The 17319-nt window shown below is 62.0% G+C and carries 14 protein-coding genes; 10 read left to right on the top strand and 4 right to left on the bottom strand.

Annotation, left to right across the window (positions count from 1 at the left end; all coding sequences use genetic code 11):
- Window positions 1-14: 14 nt before the first annotated feature.
- The gene (locus tag I5S59_RS02195) at window positions 15-2093 is read left to right on the top strand and encodes an HlyD family efflux transporter periplasmic adaptor subunit (RefSeq protein WP_197875215.1); all 2079 of its coding nucleotides are present in this window, start codon (window positions 15-17) and stop codon (window positions 2091-2093) included.
- 28 nt (window positions 2094-2121) lie between these two features.
- On the opposite strand, the gene I5S59_RS02190 is transcribed toward I5S59_RS02195, so the two are convergent.
- Complete coding sequence (locus tag I5S59_RS02190) at window positions 2122-3798, bottom strand: LuxR C-terminal-related transcriptional regulator (protein ID WP_197875193.1); 1677 nt, start codon at window positions 3796-3798, stop codon at window positions 2122-2124.
- A gap of 153 nt (window positions 3799-3951) precedes the next feature.
- On the opposite strand from I5S59_RS02190, the gene I5S59_RS02185 reads away from it, so the two are divergent.
- The 7 genes from I5S59_RS02185 (at window position 3952) to I5S59_RS02155 (ending at window position 12705) form a co-directional block, all read left to right on the top strand.
- A complete protein-coding gene (locus I5S59_RS02185; RefSeq protein WP_197875192.1) occupies window positions 3952-8118 on the top strand; it encodes an autotransporter outer membrane beta-barrel domain-containing protein in 4167 nt (1388 codons plus the stop codon).
- Window positions 8119-8273: 155 nt separating this feature from the next.
- The gene (locus I5S59_RS02180) at window positions 8274-8468 is read left to right on the top strand and encodes a hypothetical protein (protein ID WP_197875191.1); all 195 of its coding nucleotides are present in this window, start codon (window positions 8274-8276) and stop codon (window positions 8466-8468) included.
- Between the two features lie 171 nt (window positions 8469-8639).
- Window positions 8640-8807 carry a periplasmic nitrate reductase, NapE protein gene (napE, locus tag I5S59_RS02175; RefSeq protein WP_197875190.1) on the top strand — a complete coding sequence of 56 codons (168 nt, stop codon included), beginning with the start codon at window positions 8640-8642 and terminating at the stop codon, window positions 8805-8807.
- Between the two features lie 33 nt (window positions 8808-8840).
- Window positions 8841-9101 carry a chaperone NapD gene (locus I5S59_RS02170; protein ID WP_197875189.1) on the top strand — a complete coding sequence of 87 codons (261 nt, stop codon included), beginning with the start codon at window positions 8841-8843 and terminating at the stop codon, window positions 9099-9101.
- Window positions 9098-11602 carry a nitrate reductase catalytic subunit NapA gene (gene napA / locus I5S59_RS02165; protein ID WP_197875188.1) on the top strand — a complete coding sequence of 835 codons (2505 nt, stop codon included), beginning with the start codon at window positions 9098-9100 and terminating at the stop codon, window positions 11600-11602. Before I5S59_RS02170 ends, napA begins: the two co-directional genes overlap by 4 nt.
- Before the next feature lie 11 nt (window positions 11603-11613).
- Window positions 11614-12099, top strand: a complete 486-nt coding sequence (locus tag I5S59_RS02160; protein ID WP_197875187.1) for a nitrate reductase cytochrome c-type subunit — start codon at window positions 11614-11616, stop codon at window positions 12097-12099.
- Window positions 12100-12108: 9 nt separating this feature from the next.
- Window positions 12109-12705: a cytochrome c3 family protein gene (locus I5S59_RS02155; protein ID WP_197875186.1), complete on the top strand. Its 597-nt coding sequence runs from the start codon at window positions 12109-12111 to the stop codon at window positions 12703-12705.
- Between the two features lie 10 nt (window positions 12706-12715).
- Here I5S59_RS02155 and I5S59_RS02150 read toward each other — a convergent pair whose 3' ends face one another.
- Window positions 12716-13168 carry a YMGG-like glycine zipper-containing protein gene (locus I5S59_RS02150; protein WP_197875185.1) on the bottom strand — a complete coding sequence of 151 codons (453 nt, stop codon included), beginning with the start codon at window positions 13166-13168 and terminating at the stop codon, window positions 12716-12718.
- Between the two features lie 119 nt (window positions 13169-13287).
- On the bottom strand, window positions 13288-13605 hold the full coding sequence (locus I5S59_RS02145) for a DUF2388 domain-containing protein (RefSeq protein ID WP_197875184.1): 318 nt from the start codon (window positions 13603-13605) through the stop codon (window positions 13288-13290).
- A gap of 160 nt (window positions 13606-13765) precedes the next feature.
- Here I5S59_RS02145 and potE point away from each other — a divergent pair, with 160 nt between their 5' ends.
- Complete coding sequence (gene potE / locus I5S59_RS02140; protein WP_197875183.1) at window positions 13766-15103, top strand: putrescine-ornithine antiporter; 1338 nt, start codon at window positions 13766-13768, stop codon at window positions 15101-15103.
- 14 nt (window positions 15104-15117) lie between these two features.
- On the top strand, window positions 15118-16005 hold the full coding sequence (locus I5S59_RS02135) for an amino acid ABC transporter substrate-binding protein (RefSeq protein ID WP_197875182.1): 888 nt from the start codon (window positions 15118-15120) through the stop codon (window positions 16003-16005).
- A 12-nt stretch (window positions 16006-16017) separates the two neighbouring features.
- On the opposite strand, the gene I5S59_RS02130 is transcribed toward I5S59_RS02135, so the two are convergent.
- On the bottom strand, window positions 16018-17316 hold the full coding sequence (locus I5S59_RS02130) for an NTP/NDP exchange transporter (RefSeq protein WP_197875181.1): 1299 nt from the start codon (window positions 17314-17316) through the stop codon (window positions 16018-16020).
- Between the last annotated feature and the right edge of the window lie 3 nt (window positions 17317-17319).

Raw genomic sequence — 17319 nt, 5'->3', positions numbered from 1 at the left:
CCAACCCGGCAGAAATGACGTCGCAACCGTTGCGCGACGACCTGCGCCTGCTGGAGACAGCCCCCGACCGCAGCGGTGAACCCGCCTGGGTGATTCACGACACTGTACTCAACCGCTTTTACCGTATCGGCTGGCTGGAGTTCGAATGCTTGCTGCGCTGGGAGCGCACCCCGAACGCCATTTGCCAGGCCATCCATAGCGAAACCGCGCTACGCCCGGATGTGGAGCAAATTGTGGAGTTTCGTCAGTTTCTGGAAAACCACCAACTGTTGCGCCCTGGCCGCGAGGCCTTGGCTCGCATGGCTGCGCGCAGCGAAGGCAATGCCTGGCTGAGCTGGCGCTGGTGGCTGCATCACTACCTGTTTTTTCGCGTACCGTTGCTGCATCCGCAACAACACCTGCAAACGCTGGCGAAAAAGCTCGACTGGTTGTTCCAGCCGTTGACCGGTGTGATCGTGCTGCTGTTGGGGCTCACCGGGGTGCTGCTGGTGTTGCAGCAGTGGGACACCTTCACCACTGCCGTGGTGGAGTCGTTCTCGGCCTCGGGGCTGGTCAGCTTTGCCATCGCTTTGGCGCTGGCCAAAACCCTGCATGAGCTGGGCCACGCCCTGGTCGCTACCCGCCTGGGGCTGCGCGTGGGCCACATGGGCATTGCCTTCGTGGTGATGTGGCCGATGCTCTACACCGACACCGGCGAAAGCTGGAAGCTGCGCAGTGCCAGGCAGCGATTGGCAATTGCCTCGGCCGGTATCATCACCGAGCTCGCGTTGGCCGGGCTGGCAACACTGGGATGGGCATTGTCCGATCCGGGCCCGTTGCGTAACGCCCTGCTGTACCTGGCCACCACCAGCTGGGTGCTGTCACTGGCGCTCAATGCCAGCCCGTTCATGCGTTTTGACGGCTACTTCATCCTCTCCGACCTGCTGGACTTCCCCAACCTGCACGAACGCTCCTCGGCCCTCGCCCGGGTGACCTTGCGCCGGGTGTTGCTGGGGCTCGACGAGGACTGGCCCGAGGCGTTTCCACCGGGCAAGCGCCGGGCCCTTGTAGCGTTCGCCATGGTCACCTGGGTGTATCGCCTCGTGCTGTTCCTGGGCATTGCCGTGGCGGTGTACCTGCTGTTCTTCAAGCTGCTGGGGATTGTGCTGTTTGCCGTGGAGGTGGCCTGGTTCATCGTCATGCCGGTGTGGCGCGAGCTCAAGCACTGGTGGAAACACCGCGAAGGCATCAAGGCCGGCCACCGCCACGCCTGGTGGGTCGTCGGGGCGTTGATCCTGTTGCTGCTGGCCGTGCCCTGGCGCACCCAGGTCCATGCGCTGGGTGTGGCCCGCGCCGAGCACCAGTTGCGGGTATTTGCACCCTATCCGGCGCGTTTGCAGGCTTTGCACCCCGCCGGCCACGTCGCGGCCGGGGCGGCGCTGGTCACCCTCGATGAACCGGATATTGCCTCACGGCTGACCAGCAGCGAAGCCAGCGCGAAAAGCTATCAGGCACGCCTGGGCGGCTTGATGGCCGACCCGACCGGTGCCGACCAGGCCATCGCCACGCGTCAACGCCTGGATGTTCAGTTCGAAGAGGCGCGGGCCGCCCGCTCGGAAATCGCCCGCCTGACCCTGCAAGCGCCGTTCGACGGGCTATGGCTTGACCTGGACCCCAATTGGCAATCCGGTCAGTGGATCGGCAGCCGTGAGCCCGTCGGCATCCTCATAGACCCCGATCACTGGCAGGTGGATGCTTACGTTGACCAGGACGAAGTGCAGCGCCTGGTGCAGGGCGGTGCCGTACACTTCTACCCCGAGGGTCAGCCGACGCCGATCAATGGCACCGTGCTGGCCATCGGCAGCACCCGCGTCAGTCAGCTGCATCACGCCATGCTTGCCTCGCGGTTCGGCGGGCCATTGACCGTGGCCAGCCGGGGCAAGGAGCTACTGCCAACACCGCCGCTGTTTCATGTGCTGGTGCAACTGGAAGGCGCCCCACCTGCCCTGCGCGAAACCCGTGGCCGGTTGCAGATTGCCGGTGAACGTCGCAGTTTGCTGGGTGAGGGCTTGACCCATGTGGCGGCAGTGCTGCTGCGCGAGAGCGGGTTCTGATGGCTGCCACGGCCTTGTGCGCGCAGCTTCACAAGGCCGCGGCAGACTCGAGCCCGATCAGGAACGCCGTTTCACCGTTCTCATGCACCACCCGGAAACTGCCGTCCATTGACTGAGTCAGGTTGCGGCACAGCTGCAAGGCAATACCCCGGCGATGTTCGAGAGGCCGGCAGAGGGTGACTGCCAGGTTCAGGCTGACTGCACCGTTCAGTTGCAGCCGTGTTGCCAGGTTGATCCGCAACGGCGCCATGGGCGCTGCTTCACTCAGGTACTCCAGCAGGCAGTCGAACAATGCGCCCAGCCGCTCACCATCGATCCAGAGCTGCCTGGCGTTGACCTCCTTGATCTCCAGCGTCGGCGCAACAAAGCCCTTGCTCAGCTGTGCGCTGAACGCGGCCAGCCGTGCCTCCAGCCACCGGGTGATGTCCAGCTGCGCCGGCACCAGTGGCGGACGCTGCTGATCAAGGTTCAGCAGCCGCTGTAGCTGCGCCAGGCGATGGGTGACTGTGTGCAGTGCGTACAGGCCTGGCAACGGCACTTCGACTGCCCGAAGGCTGGTTTGCAGGCGCTGTAGTGGTTCAAGCAGGTCATCATGCACCACGTGGGCAAAGCCGGTCACCTCCCGGTATCTGGCCTGAGCGTGTTCGTGTGCATCGCGCAGTTGGCCCAGCAGAATCTGTCGATCGGTCAGGTCTTCGAAACTGCCGACCATGCCCTGTACATTGCCTTCGGCGTCCCGCCAGGGCTCAACCCAGAACCGCATGAAATGCGGCTCACCGAGGAACTCGATGTTGAGCTGGTTGGTGAATGCCTGGCCTTTCTCGAGCAACTCATCATAACGGGCCTGGTACCGCTGGCCCTCCTCTGCGGTGAACCAGAACGCATCCGTTAACCGGCCACCGAGCACGCGTTCGACAGATGCGTGGTGCCACGCCAGAAAAGGCTGGTTGCACAACAGCAGGCGCCCCTCCCGGTCACGCACGAACATCGGGTTGGGTGAGGCCTCGAGCATTGCCCGCATCAGGGCCTGCTGCGTCGGGTCGTGCCAGTGCTCAGCCTTCGACTCGGACTCAGCCAGCGTCGCCACGCCCGAAGAACCAATGCCATTGCGCTGGGCGATCGTCGCCAGGGCCAGGCGCGAATCGACCTGAAGCTTTTCCTGCAAGCGGGTCTTGTAGGTACTAACGGTCTTGTAGCTTATCGACAGCTGCTCGGCGATGGCCTGATTGGAGCGTCCCTCGCTGATCAACTCCAGTACGGTCAGTTCCCGAGCCGAGAGCGTATCCAGCTCTTTGCCGCCAACCGGCGTCGGCGCACGCCTGGACTCCCGAGGGAAATACTGGCGTCCGTGCACCACGGCCTGCAAGCCACGCTCAAGCTCGAGTGGTTCGTCGTGCTTGTTGACGAAGCCATCGGCCCCGGCCTGTACACACAAACGAGCGAAATGACTGCTGCTTTGCCCCGTATACACCAGCAACTGCAGTGCCGGATCGCGCAGTTTCAAGCGCCGGATCAGGTCCAGGCCACCCAGGCCTTCGATGGCCAGTTCAAGCACCACCAGTTCAGGACCATCACTGCGTGCGTGTACCAGCGCCTCCTGGCCATTTTCGACCTCAGCGACCACCTCATGCCCCAGCCGCTGCACCACCTGGGCAATGGCCAGACGCATCAACGGCAGTGGCTCGACAATCATTACCCGACTCATCACAGCGCTCCTTTCGGGCCGACACGGGCCTGAAAAGCAAGCCTAGACCAGCACCGCCTTCAGTGAAGCTCCTACACGCAGCTAAGGCGACTCCTACAGAGCATTTCGCTGCCTAGGCAGACACTTCCTACATACATTTTGTTGGAGGTTGCCATGAAACACATCACCGAGCGTGCACTGCCTCTGGACCACCTGGCACATAACCACCTGGCCCTGGCAATCAGCCTGATTCTGGGCACCCTGTGCTACCTGCCGATCCACGGTGCACAGGCCGAAGACGCAGCAATCAACGAGCGCCAGGACGAGTTTGTGCCTGCCCTGGTCAGCTTGAATATCGGCCATCCGTCGTTGATGGGATTACTCGGCGTGCCTGCGCCGGTCATTGTCACCGTGGCCAACGGGGTGGGCATTACCACTGGCGCCGTAGACAGCTCCAGCGTCAGCCTGCGCGCAGCCAACAGCACCGGAGTAAAAGCCGACACCGGTGTGCAGATCAGCTTCCAGCAAGGCACCGTCGCCAATGGCGCGGTAACGGCTGCCACGGCCAATGGCCAGAAAGGCCTGCTGGCCGATGGCGGTACCATCGGCGGTAGCGGCGTACGTATCGACATGCTCCCGCAGACCGCGCTGGGCGTTGCCTTCAACGCCAATAACATGACCGGTGTGATCGCACAAAATGGCGGCGCGGTCGTTCTCGACAACAGTCAGGTCAACATGGGTGGCCTGGCCGGCAGCAATAACGTGGGGCTGCTGGCTAGCGGTAGCGGCAGCAGCATTGACTTCAGTGGCGGCGCAGTCAGCACGCTGGCCAAGGGGTCCATTGGCGTACTGGCCAAGGATGGCGGCAGCATCGCGCTGAGCAACGGCACCACCGTCACCACCAGCGGTGCCGTCAGCGGCGCCACGATCAGCCATGGCCTGAAGGCTGAAAATGGCAGCCGCATCAGCGCCAGCGATGTGACTGTCAACACCAGCGGTGCCGCCGCCAGTGGTGCCCGTGCGGAGCGCAACAGCACAATCGCCCTGACCGACAGCACCTTCAATTCCACCAACGCTGCCACCAGCACCACGACCACTGCGGTACTGCATGCGCTGGACGGCTCGACGATCACCGGCAAGGGCCTGGATGTGACAGCCAGCGGCAATTACGTCGGCGGCGCCCGTGCCGAAGCCAGTGACATAACGCTCAGCGACAGCCGCATCAGCGTCACCGGTGCCGGTGTCGTCACCAACCCGGCCGCTGCCGCCCGGGCCATGGCGGGCGGCAGCCTGGTCATCGATAAAAGCATCATTACGGCGCAAGGGACTTACGGTCACGGCGTCTCGGTCGAGGGCCCCGGCAGCCAGGCACAAGTGACCGGCAGCGAAATTTCGGTGCTTGGCGCGCGCGCGATTGGCCTTAACGTAACGGCCGGCGCCCAGGCCCAGGTGAGCAAAACCCAGATCGCCGTCGATGCCTTGCTCAACGCCGCTGGCCCGTGGGCGCCCGGCGTGCTGGTTGACGGCGCGGGGGCGAGCCTGGTGCTCAGCGACAGCCAGGTGCGTACCTCGCAAAAATCCAGTTACGGCATCAGCGCTGGCAACGGCGCCGACATTGCTATCCACAATGGCAGCGTCAGTACCCTGGGCAATTACTCGACCGGGATCAGCGCTGGCAATGCCACCGTCACGGCCGACAACGTCAACGTTTATACCGCCGGCGACGACAACGCCATGGGCGTGGTCGCCAATTTGAACGCCACGGTGATTCTCAATGGCGGCACCGTCACCACCAGTGGCAACGGCTCCCCCGTGCAGTCCAACCTGACCTTCCCGCATGCCCTCGCCTCGCGTAACGAAGGCGCACTGCTGATCGCCAACGGTACTCACCTGCTGACCACCGGCCAGCAGGCCTATGGCGCGGCCGTGGATGATGGCGGCAGCATGCAGCTCAACGGCGTGTCGGTGAAAACCGAAGGCGACCGTTCCATTGGCCTCTACGCAGGCATCGGCGGGCCCAAACCCGGCAGCGTGGTGCTGGACGCCAACAGCGTGACCGTCGAAACCCTGGGTGCCAACGCTGCCGGTGCCCGGGTGAGCCGCAACTTCAAAGACGCCCAGACCGCCACCCTGAACCTCAAGGACTCCAGCATCCGCACCCACGGTGACAACTCAGCAGGCCTGCAGGCTGAACGCGGCGGCGAGCTGCACGCCGACAACAGCGTTGCCAGCACCAGCGGTGCCGGCTCCCATGGTGTTCTGGTCAGCGGAATCCCCAGTTCGGCGACCCTGCGCCAGGCCAGTGTCATTACCCAAGGTGACGGTTCGCACGGCATGCTGGTCAAGGACGGCGGACAGCTGCGCGCCGAACAATCGACTGTGAGCGCCACGGGTGACAACGCCTCGGCCCTGGCCTTGCAAGGCACCACAGCCGGCCTCAGCGAGGCAGACCTGAGCAGCACCGTGTTGCACAACCTGCACGGTGCAACTGTTTCCGTCCAAGGCCTGGCCGACATCACGCTTGAGGATGTCATCGCCGGCGGCAGCGGCCAATGGCTGCATGTCGATGCTGGCACCCTGGACCCGGGCCTCGCCAACATCAGCCTGGCCAGCTCCCAGGTCAATGGCGCTGCCAACACCGCAGCAGGCAGTACCTCGAACCTGACCATGAGCAACACCAGCCTGTGGAAGCTCACCGGCAACTCGAACCTGAGCTCACTGCGCAATGACAACAGCCTGATCGACTTCAGTGCACCCACTGGCGGCAACTTCAAGACACTCACGGTCAACCAGTACCAAAGTGACAACGGCACCATCGCCCTGAATACCTACCTGTACGACGACCAATCGCCGTCCGACAAACTGGTCATCGATGGCGGTCAGGCAACGGGCAGCAGCAACCTGCAGATCAAGAACGCCGGTGGCCCAGGCGCCCTGACAACCGGCAACGGCATTCAGGTGGTCGACGCCGTCAACGGCGGCACTACCCAGGAGCAGGCCTTCAGATTGCTCAGCCGGGTCAAGGCTGGGCCGTATGAGTACACCTTGCACAGAGCCAGCCTGGACGACAGTAATGGCCAGGCCTGGTACCTGCGCTCGACCCAGGACGCCACGCCTGTTGATCCGACACCTGTTGATCCGACACCTGTTGACCCAACACCAGTCGATCCAACGCCTGTTGACCCAACACCAGTCGATCCAACACCTGTTGATCCGGCGCCTGTCGACCCGACACCTGTTGATCCGGCGCCTGTCGACCCGACACCCGTTGATCCAGCGCCTGTCGATCCGGTACCGGTGAACCCGACACCGGTCGCTCCAACACCAAAACCCAGCCCGGCTCAGGTACCTAACTACCGTCCGGAAACTTCGCTGTACAGCGCCATCCCCGGCATGACCCTGCGCTACAGCCGCATGCTGGTCGATACCCTGCATGAGCGGATGGGTGAAGAGGTCCGCAACGATTTCGACCCACTGCCGGCAGAGGAACAAAGCGACTACGGTCCGTCACTGGGCTGGGGCCGTCTGATTTATGGCCAGGGCGACCAGAGCCTGAGCAATGGCAGTGCCTATGACTACAACCAGCAAGCCTTCCAGGTCGGTATCGACCTGTACCACGGCGAGGACACCGATGGCAGTACCGACCAGGCGGGGATTTCCCTGTCGGCCGGCAAGGTCACCGGGGATATCGAGCACACCGACGGCAGCGCCGCCGGCGACGCCAAGCTGCGTGCGGTCGGCCTGGGTGCCTACTGGACCCACTTCGGTCCGTCGGGGTGGTATCTGGACGGCGTTCTGCAGCTCAACCACTTCGACGTTGAAGCCCGTCCGCAAGACCTGCCGCGCTTCAAAACCAAGGGAAAAGGCATTTCCGCCTCGCTCGAAGCCGGTTACCCGTTCAAGCTGAACAAGGACGAATCACTCAAGATCGAGCCGCAAGCCCAGGTGATCGTCACCCGGATCAAACTCAACGACAGCCACGACGAGGCCTCCGACGTGCGTTTCGAGGACGTTGATTCATTGACCGGACGCCTCGGGGTGCGGATCGACAAAGACCTGTTTCGCGAGGACGACAAAGGCAAGCTGCACCGCACCAACGTCTGGGTCCGTCCGAGCATCTGGCACGAGTTCAAGAGCCAGCCAAAAACCGAGTTCTCTTCAAACGATGGTTTTGTCCCCTTCACTACGGACCTGGGGGGGACCTGGACCGAAGTGAACCTGGGCGTGGACTATCAAGTGAGCGAGAAAACCACGATCCATGTCTCGGCCGGCTACGAGAAAGGCCTGGACAACGACAGCCACGGTTATGAAGGCATACTGGGGCTCAAGGTCAAATTCTGATCCGTCCCGCTTGCGCACCTTCCAGGGCCCGACACGTTCGGGCCTTGCGCATTTGGCAGACAAAATGACGGGCGGTTCGTTCGCCGGGCTAGCGCAATCGGGCAACGTTCAGTTACTGTATATACATACAGCAACCCATCGAGTGAGTGAAGACCATGACCCCTCATGACGAAGACTTCGGCGAGATCGCCTCCCCCATCCTGGTCGAGATGTGGAAGCACCAGGTGGTGCTGATGACCAACGAAACCGAGTACCTGAACCAGGAACTGGTCAAGGCACGGCAAAACATTGCAAAACTGGTCGCGATCAACGAAGCACTGCAGAACCAACTACGGGCTAACCCACAGTAGCCATTTCGCAACTCGCATTAATTATCAGTCTATTTCGTATTACCACCAGACACTAACTTGCTGTACGCCTTGATCTGCAGCACTCGTTCCGTCGGTCTAATTAAGTTGCTTTGATTTACCTTGCAACTCGTGTGGTCTACGCTCAATCCAGACCTGCCTGGAGCGCGTTCCATGCCATCGGCTGAAGAACAAAAACCTGTGCGTCGCAAAGAGGCGTTGCTGTTCGTCTTCCTCGTCGCCTGCCTGTTCCCCCTGCTGTCGGTGGCGATTGTCGGCGGTTACGGGTTCATCATCTGGTTTTTACAAATGCTCTATGGCCCGCCCGGGCCACCGAGCTGATAGGCACCCGATTGTGTCTATTGGAGCCAGCACATGGATAACACGCTGCATATTGCCAGCCTTGTAGTACTTGCCCGCCCTGAACTGCTCGATGCAGTAAAAGCCAACTTGCGCCTGCTCGATGGCCTTGAGCTGCATCAGGAAAGTGCTGCCGGAAAGTTGGTGGTCGTACTTGAAGCCAATCACGAAAATCAAATACTGCAACGCATCGACCAGATCAACAATTTGCCGGGCGTACTCAATGCGGCGTTGATCTACCACGAACTCCTCGACCCCGCAGGAGAGATCGAATGAGCATGACCCGCCGTGAGTTCGCCAAAGCCCAGGCCGCCGCCATTGCTGCCGCTGCGGCCGGCCTGCCGATCTACACCACCGCCAGTAACCTGATCACCGAAGCAGACATGGTGACGCTGGACTGGAACAAGGCGCCCTGCCGTTTCTGCGGCACTGGCTGCAGCGTGATGGTCGCCACGCGCGACAACCGCGTGGTGGCCACGCACGGTGACGTCAAGGCCGAGGTCAACCGGGGGCTGAACTGCGTCAAGGGCTACTTCCTGTCGAAGATCATGTACGGCACCGACCGCCTGACCCAGCCGCTGCTGCGCATGAAAAACGGCCAGTACGACAAACAGGGTGAATTCCAGCCGATCAGTTGGGACAAGGCCTTCGACATCATGGCCAGCAAGTACAAGGAGGCCTTGAAAAACAAAGGCCCCAGTGCAATCGGCATGTTCGGTTCCGGACAATGGACGGTGTGGGAAGGTTACGCGGCCAACAAGCTGATGAAAGCCGGCTTTCGCAGCAACAATATCGACCCCAATGCCCGTCACTGCATGGCCTCGGCGGTCATGGGCTTCATGCGCACCTTCGGCATGGACGAGCCGATGGGCTGCTACGACGACATCGAGGCAACCGATGCTTTCGTGCTCTGGGGCTCGAACATGGCCGAGATGCACCCGATCCTCTGGAGCCGGGTCACCGACCGGCGCCTGAGCCAGCCGACAGTCAAGGTCGCGGTACTGTCTACGTTCGAACACCGCAGCTTCGAACTGGCCGACATTCCCATGGTGTTCAAGCCGCAGACCGACCTGCTGATCCTCAACTACATCGCCAATCACATCATCGAAAGCGGCGCGGTAAACAAGGACTTCATCAGCAAGCACACTCGCTTCGCCAAGGGCGCCGACGACATCGGTTACGGCCTGCGTCCGGACAACCCGCTGGAGACCAGGGCCAAGAACGCCGACAAGGCCAATACCTGGAGCGACATCGACTTCGAGCAGTTCGCCGCTTTCGTCCGCCCTTATACCCTGGAGCGCACCGCGAAAGAGTCCGGTGTACCCGCCGAGCGCCTCAAGGCGCTGGCTGAACTGTATGCCGACCCCAAGCGCAAGGTCGTGTCGTTCTGGACCATGGGTTTCAACCAGCACACCCGTGGCGTTTGGGCCAACAACCTGATCTACAACATCCATTTGCTCACCGGCAAGATCAGCGAACCCGGCAATAGCCCTTTCTCGCTCACCGGGCAACCTTCTGCCTGCGGCACTGCGCGTGAAGTCGGGACCTTCTCCCACCGCTTGCCCGCCGACCTGGTGGTGACCAATCCCAAGCACCGCGCCACCGCCGAAAAGATCTGGAAGCTGCCTGCGGGCACCATCGAGGAAAAGGTCGGTTTCCATGCCGTGCAACAGAGCCGAATGCTCAAGGATGGCGTGCTCAACGTCTACTGGACCCAGGCCAGCAACAACATGCATGCCGGGCCCAACATCATGCAGGAAGTGCTGCCCGGTTGGCGCAAGCCGGAAAACTTCGTCATCGTTTCCGATGTGTACCCCACCGTCTCGGCCCAGGCCGCTGACCTGATTCTGCCCAGCGCCATGTGGGTGGAGAAAGAAGGCGCCTATGGCAACGCCGAGCGCCGCACCCAGTTCTGGCACCAACTGGTCAGTGCACCGGGCGATGCCAAGTCGGACTTGTGGCAACTGGTGGAGTTCTCCAAACGCTTTACCACCGATGAAGCCTGGCCGGCCGAACTGCTGGCAAAAGCCCCCGAATACAAAGGCAGAACCCTCTACGAGGTGCTATTCAAGAACGGCCAGGTGGACCAGTTCCCGGTTGAACAGCTGGAAGCCGGCTACAAGAACGATGAAGCCAAGGCGTTTGGTTACTACCTGCAAAAAGGCCTGTTCGAAGAATACGCCCAGTTTGGCCGAGGCCATGGCCATGACCTGGCGCCATTCGACCAGTACCACACCGAGCGCGGGCTACGCTGGCCGGTGGTCGATGGCAAGGAAACCCGCTGGCGCTACCGCGAAGGGCTCGACCCCTATGTCGAAGCCGGCAGCGGCGTGCAGTTCTATGGCTACCCGGACAAGAAGGCGATCATCTTTGCCCTGCCTTACGAGCCACCCGCTGAAGCCCCGGATGACGAGTTCCCCTTCTGGCTCAGTACCGGCCGGGTGCTCGAGCACTGGCACACCGGCACGATGACCCAGCGCGTCGAAGAACTGTACAAGGCCGTGCCCGATGCCCTGGTGTACATGCATCCCGATGACGCCAAAGCCATGAATGCACGGCGAGGCAGCGAGGTGAAACTGATCAGCCGCCGCGGCGAGATTCGCGCGCGCATCGAAACCCGCGGGCGCAACAAACCGCCGCGCGGGCTGGTGTTTGTGCCGTTCTTCGATGCCAACAAGTTGATCAACAAAGTCACGCTTGATGCCACCGACCCGATTTCCAAGCAGACCGACTACAAGAAATGCGCCATACGCATCGAGCTGATCAGCGTGGCCTGAGGAGATCCATCATGCCTTTTCGAATCTTGCCGTTGCTGTTGTTTGCTGTGGTTGGCCTGGTCGTAGCTGCCGACGTCGACTACCCGCTCGATGCCCCCGGTCCTGACGGACGCCGCCCGGGGGGCACGTTGACCCAGAGTATGCCGGCCCCGCCGCTGGCCAATGACGAAAACAACGACCTCAAGCGCGAGCGCAACTACCCCGACCAGCCGCCGACCATTCCCCACACTATCCGTGGCTACCAGATCGACAAGAACGGCAACAAGTGCCTCTCGTGCCACAGCCGCGCCAACAGTGCCCGCAGCCAGGCGACGATGATCAGTATCACCCACTACATGGATCGCGATGGCCAGGCCCTGGCGGCAGTCTCACCGCGACGCTACTTCTGCAACCAGTGCCATGTACCGCAAAAAGAAGTGAAACCCCTGGTGGGCAATACCTTCGAGACCATCGACAAAATCCTGCAAGACGACGCCAACGCCGCGACCAAACCTTGAGGAGGCGCCATGAAAGCTCTGTTCGCCCTGCTTAAGGAATATTGGGGCATCCTCTGTCGACCGAGCGTCTATTTCAGTCTGGGGTTCCTGACCCTGGGCGGTTTCATTGCCGGCATCGTGTTCTGGGGCGGCTTCAACACCGCGCTGGAAATGACCAACACCGAAAAGTTCTGCGTGTCGTGCCATGAAATGCGCGACAACGTCTTTGTCGAACTCAAGGACACCATCCACTACACCAACCGTTCCGGTGTGCGCGCCAGCTGCCCGGACTGCCACGTGCCTCATGAGTGGACCCACAAGATTGCCCGCAAGATGCAGGCATCCAAGGAGGTCTGGGGCAAGATCTTCGGCACCATCGACACCCGCGACAAATTCCTCAACCTGCGCCGCGAACTGGCCGAACACGAATGGGCGCGCCTCAAGGCCAATGACTCGCGCGAATGCCGCAACTGCCACAACTTCGAGTTCATGGACTTTACCCGCCAGAGCAAGCGTGCGGCGGCCATGCACTCGACTTCACTGGCCAGTGGTCAGGCCACCTGCATCGACTGCCACAAGGGCATCGCCCATAAACTGCCTGACATGCACGGGGTAAAAGGCTGGTGAGGGCAAGCTGTCAGGGCGTGACCTGATAGCCCTTGCCCTGCAGGCAACTGGTGTAAGCCGTGGCACTGTTCGTCTCGTTGGTTCTGCGCTGCTGGCGACGTTCCTGGCGCTGATGGGCACCACCGACCACCATACCGGCAGCCGCCGTTTCCTTGGCGCGATTCTGCCGGTAGTCCTGTTTCACATCGTCGTCGACGCGATCGTAGATTTCCTCATGCTGATTGCCCCGTACCTGGGCACCTGCCGCGCCTGCAGCCGCACCTACCGCTGCGCCTTTGATACGCCCGCCGGAAGGCGTCGAGGTACTGCTCGCCGCACTGTTGGCGATGTTCTGGCACTCGCTGATGTCGGCCTGGGTTTGCTGCTGACTCTGGCCTTTTGTCGGCACTACGGTTTGCGCAGTCGCCTGAAAACTGCACAACGACAACGCAACACACAGACTGAGTGACGCTGACCTGAACATGATGACCTCCTGATCCCTGAGCAGCGTGTGAAGGATTAGCTGCCAGGATCAGTGTAATGCTCAGCGAGGGCGTCGGCCTGAATGCCGCTCGACGGTGCAGCCTTCAGTGCCTGCGTGCATCAGCGCTCACTGCCCAGTGTGTCCTGGGTCAGGATCGCCCGGGCAATGTCTTCGTCCGAAGCCTTGAGGCCCGGGTGTTCCTGACGGACCCGCTGCATCATCGATTCCAGGTACACGCCGCGAATGGCGCCACCGCTGGCGATGAAGGACGACGCATCGTCCCGTGCGGGAATGATGCGCTTGTCATCTTTGAAGGTGGAGTACAACGAGGCCGAAACCCCGGCGGAAGTAGCCACATCGCCCGCGTCGACATCGGCCAGGGCCGAGCCGATGGGCAGGCAGACGACGAGCGAAGAAACAAGCAGTAAACGACGCATAACGGTGCCTCCAGAAAGAGAGTCCCTACATCGCATAGGATGTCGGCTCACCTTCAGGAGTTCCCTGCTGAAAAAACAGCGCCTATCCCCTTCCCGCCCTGCTACTGCCACACAAATGGCCTATACCCAATAAGCCACGCATTACACAACAGGGGCGACCATGGCCGGCACCGGAAAGAAAATGACCCTCGTCGGGCTCACCACACTGGTGACCGTGAACATGATGGGGTCGGGGATCATCATGCTGCCCACCAGCATGGCGCAGCTGGGAGCCGTATCGTTGCTGTCCTGGGTAGTGACCGCCATCGGTTCAATGGCCATCGCCTACAGCTTTACCCAGTGCGGGGTGTTCTGCAGCCGCTCTGGCGGTTTGTCGGCCTATACCGAGGAGGCCCACGCCAAGTCGGGGTTCTTTTTGTGCTCGTACCTGTATTTCCTTTCCCTGGCCATCGCCAACGTCGCCGTAGCGATCTCGGCGGTCGGCTACATGACGGCATTTTTTCCCTGGCTCGGCAGCGGCGCCATCGCGTTGTGCGTCGGCACGGTGGGGCTGATCTGGCTGACCATCTTTGCCAACTTCGGCGGGCCGAACATCACCGGCCGGATCGGTGCGATCACCGTCTGGGGGGTGATCATTCCGGTGGCCGGGCTAAGTGTGATTGGCTGGTTCTGGTTTGACCGCGGGGTGTTCACCCAGGCGTGGAACCCCAACGACCTGCCGATCTGGGAGGCCATCGGCAAGACCATTCCGTTGACACTCTGGGCGTTCCTGGGCATGGAATCCGCCGCCCAGGCTTTTGATGCCGTGGAAAACCCCAAGCGCAACGTACCCCTGGCCTGCCTGTTCGGCACCCTCGGGGCGGCGGTGGTGTATGTGCTCTCAACCACGGTGATCCAGGGCATTGTGCCCAATCTGGAACTGGCTAACGCGTCGGCGCCCTTCGCGCTGGTCTACGCGAAAATGTTCAATCCGGTAGTGGGCAACATCATCATGGTGCTGGCGGTCATGGCCTGCGTCGGCTCGCTGCTGGGCTGGCAGTTCACCCTGGCACAAACAGCGAAGATGACCGCCGACCAAGGCCTGTTTCCCAAGTTGTTCTCGCGGGTCAGCGCGCGCAATGCACCGATCCTCGGCATGCTGGTGTGTGGCGTCTTGCAAACGGCCATGGCGCTGTCGACCATTTCGCCCAATGCCAGCGCCCAGTTCGGCAAGCTGGTAAGCCTGGCAGCGGTCACCAACCTGATTCCTTACGTCACCGCCCTGACCGGCCTGCTGCCGATCATGCACAAGGCCAGGGTCAGCCCGGCGGTGTACAGCCGCAATACGCTGGTGCTGCTGGTGGCGGTGGGTTACTCGCTGTACGCCCTGTACGCCTGCGGGATGGAGGCGGTACTCGGGGGGGCGCTGGTGCTGGCCTTCGGGTATTTGCTGTACGGGTTCCTGGCCAAACGCTTTATCGTCCAGCAGGCGGCAGTTGAACGTGCCGAACTACCGTGAAGGGAGTACAAGGAATGACGACCCGTCGCCGTTTTGCCTGTCTGCTTGCCCTGCTGCCGATCCTGGCCCAGGCAAGCTCACTGGAGCACATCCGCACCCACAACACCTTGACCCTGGGTTACCTCGCCGACTTCGCACCGTTCAGCACACAAGACGGCGACCAGCCCCGTGGCTACGCCATCGACCTGTGCCAGAAGGTGGCCGGACAGGTGAAAAGCACACTGGCACTGCCTACCTTGCAGGTACGTTACCAGGCCGTCACCCTGGCGGACGAGATCGAGGCCGTGCGTTCCGGGCGTGTCGACCTGCTCTGCACCCCCACCGTGCAAAGCCTTGAACGGCGCAAGGCAGTCAGCTTCTCCATCCCGGTCTACACCGCAGGCGTAACGGCGGTTGTGCGCAAGGATGCCCCAGCGCCTTTGCTCAACGTACTCAACGGCAAGCCGGCCAACGACGGCCCGACCTGGCGCGCGACGGTAAACCGTGGCCTGACCAACCAGACCTTTGCGGTGGTTGCCGGCGGCGTCACCGAGCAATGGGTTCGCCAGCAACTGCAAACGCTCGGGGTTATTGCCAAAGTGATTACCGTGCCCGATAACGAAGCAGGCCTGGCCGCCGTTGCCCAAGGCAATGCCGATGCCTTTTTCTCCGAGCGCATGCTGCTCAAGAACCTGCTGGCCCGGCATGCCGAGCTGGACAGCCTGATGCTGGTCGAGCGCATTTATGAATCCGCGCCGGTGTCGATGGTGCTTTCGCGGGGTGATGAGGACTTTCGCCTGCTGGTCGATACGGTGATCAGCCAGGCCTACCGCTCCGGTGAGATCGAGCAGGCATATGGCACGTACCTGGGCGGCACTACCAAGGCGATCAAGCGCACGTTCAAGGTGTATGCCCTGCCTTGACCGGCCGGTTCATCAGGGTTGTTGATCACTGGAGGCGCCTTGCTGTTCAGCGCCTTCGCGACTGCGTTGCTCGCGCCCCAACCACAGCCCGGTGAGCGCCCATACCAGTGCGATGACGGCCCCCATCATCATCGCCAGGGCCGGGTGATCCGCCACCAGGTCCAGTCCACGCTTGACCCACCCGCTCAGCGCATCGCCGCCACGGTAGACCACGGTATCGGTGAAGTTCTTGGCCTTGTACTTCTGCTCCGGCGCCACCACGGTGTAGAGCATTTCCCGGCCAGGCCGCACCAGCGCGTATTCACCCACCCGGCGCACCACCATCACCAGCACAAACACGGCAAACACCGGTGCCAGCGCCAGCCAGACAAAGCCCACCACCATCACCAGTGGCACCGCCACCAGCAATACGCCAACCCCGAGCTTGCGCGCCAGATGGCCGGTGACGAACACCTGGGTGAGGATCGACAGCAACTGCACCAGGCTGTCGATCAGGCCGAACACCTGGGTCTGTTCGGTCCGGCTGGTGAAATGCACCGCCACCAAGCGTGCCTGCTCGAAATACAGGAATGTGCTGACACTGGCCAGCAGCACCACGAACACGGCAATGGCCAGCAGATAGGGCGAGCGGAACACCTCGCTGGCCCCGGCAAAGGGATTGCCGCCCAGCGGCCGCGACCGCGGTAGTTCGACGTCTGCCGGGAGTGGGTGACGGTCCCGAAAACGCTGCAGGTACACCGCTGCGGCGATGCTGCCGATGAGGCAGGCGGTGGCCAGCAACACCAGCCCGCCATGGCCGATCACCCCGACCAGTGCAGTCCCCAGCAAGGGCCCGAGCAGCCCGCCGAAACTGGCGCCGCCTGCCAGCAGGCCGAACAGCCGTTTGGCTTGTTCGCTGGACAACACATCGGCGAGCACGCTCCAGGCCAGGGAAATGGTCAGCAAATTGAACATCGACAACCAGATGTAGAACGCACGCGCACTCCACAGGTTGTCGGGTTGCAGGGTAAACAGCGCGGCAAATACCAGCAGGTTGCTGGCGAGAAATCCGTAGGTCCACGGCAGGATGCGCCGACGTTGTACGCTGGACGCCAGCCAGCCGAACAGCGGAAGCGCGACCAGGGTCAGGACGAAGGTGCCCGTGAACAGCCATTGCAGGTTCTCGACACCACCCGCCACCCCCATGGTCTCGCGCACCGGGCGCAACATGAAGTAGCCCGCAAACAGCAAAAAGAACAAGGTCAGCCCCGCAACGACAATCGGCGCTTCACCGTCTCGGACGTTGAACAAGCGCGCGCCCGGGCTGCCCATGAC

The organism is Pseudomonas alkylphenolica, assembly GCF_016009175.1.
GTDB lineage: Bacteria > Pseudomonadota > Gammaproteobacteria > Pseudomonadales > Pseudomonadaceae > Aquipseudomonas > Aquipseudomonas alkylphenolica_B.
Note: the sequence above shows the minus strand (reverse complement) of the source record. Positions and strands in the feature narration are given on the sequence as shown.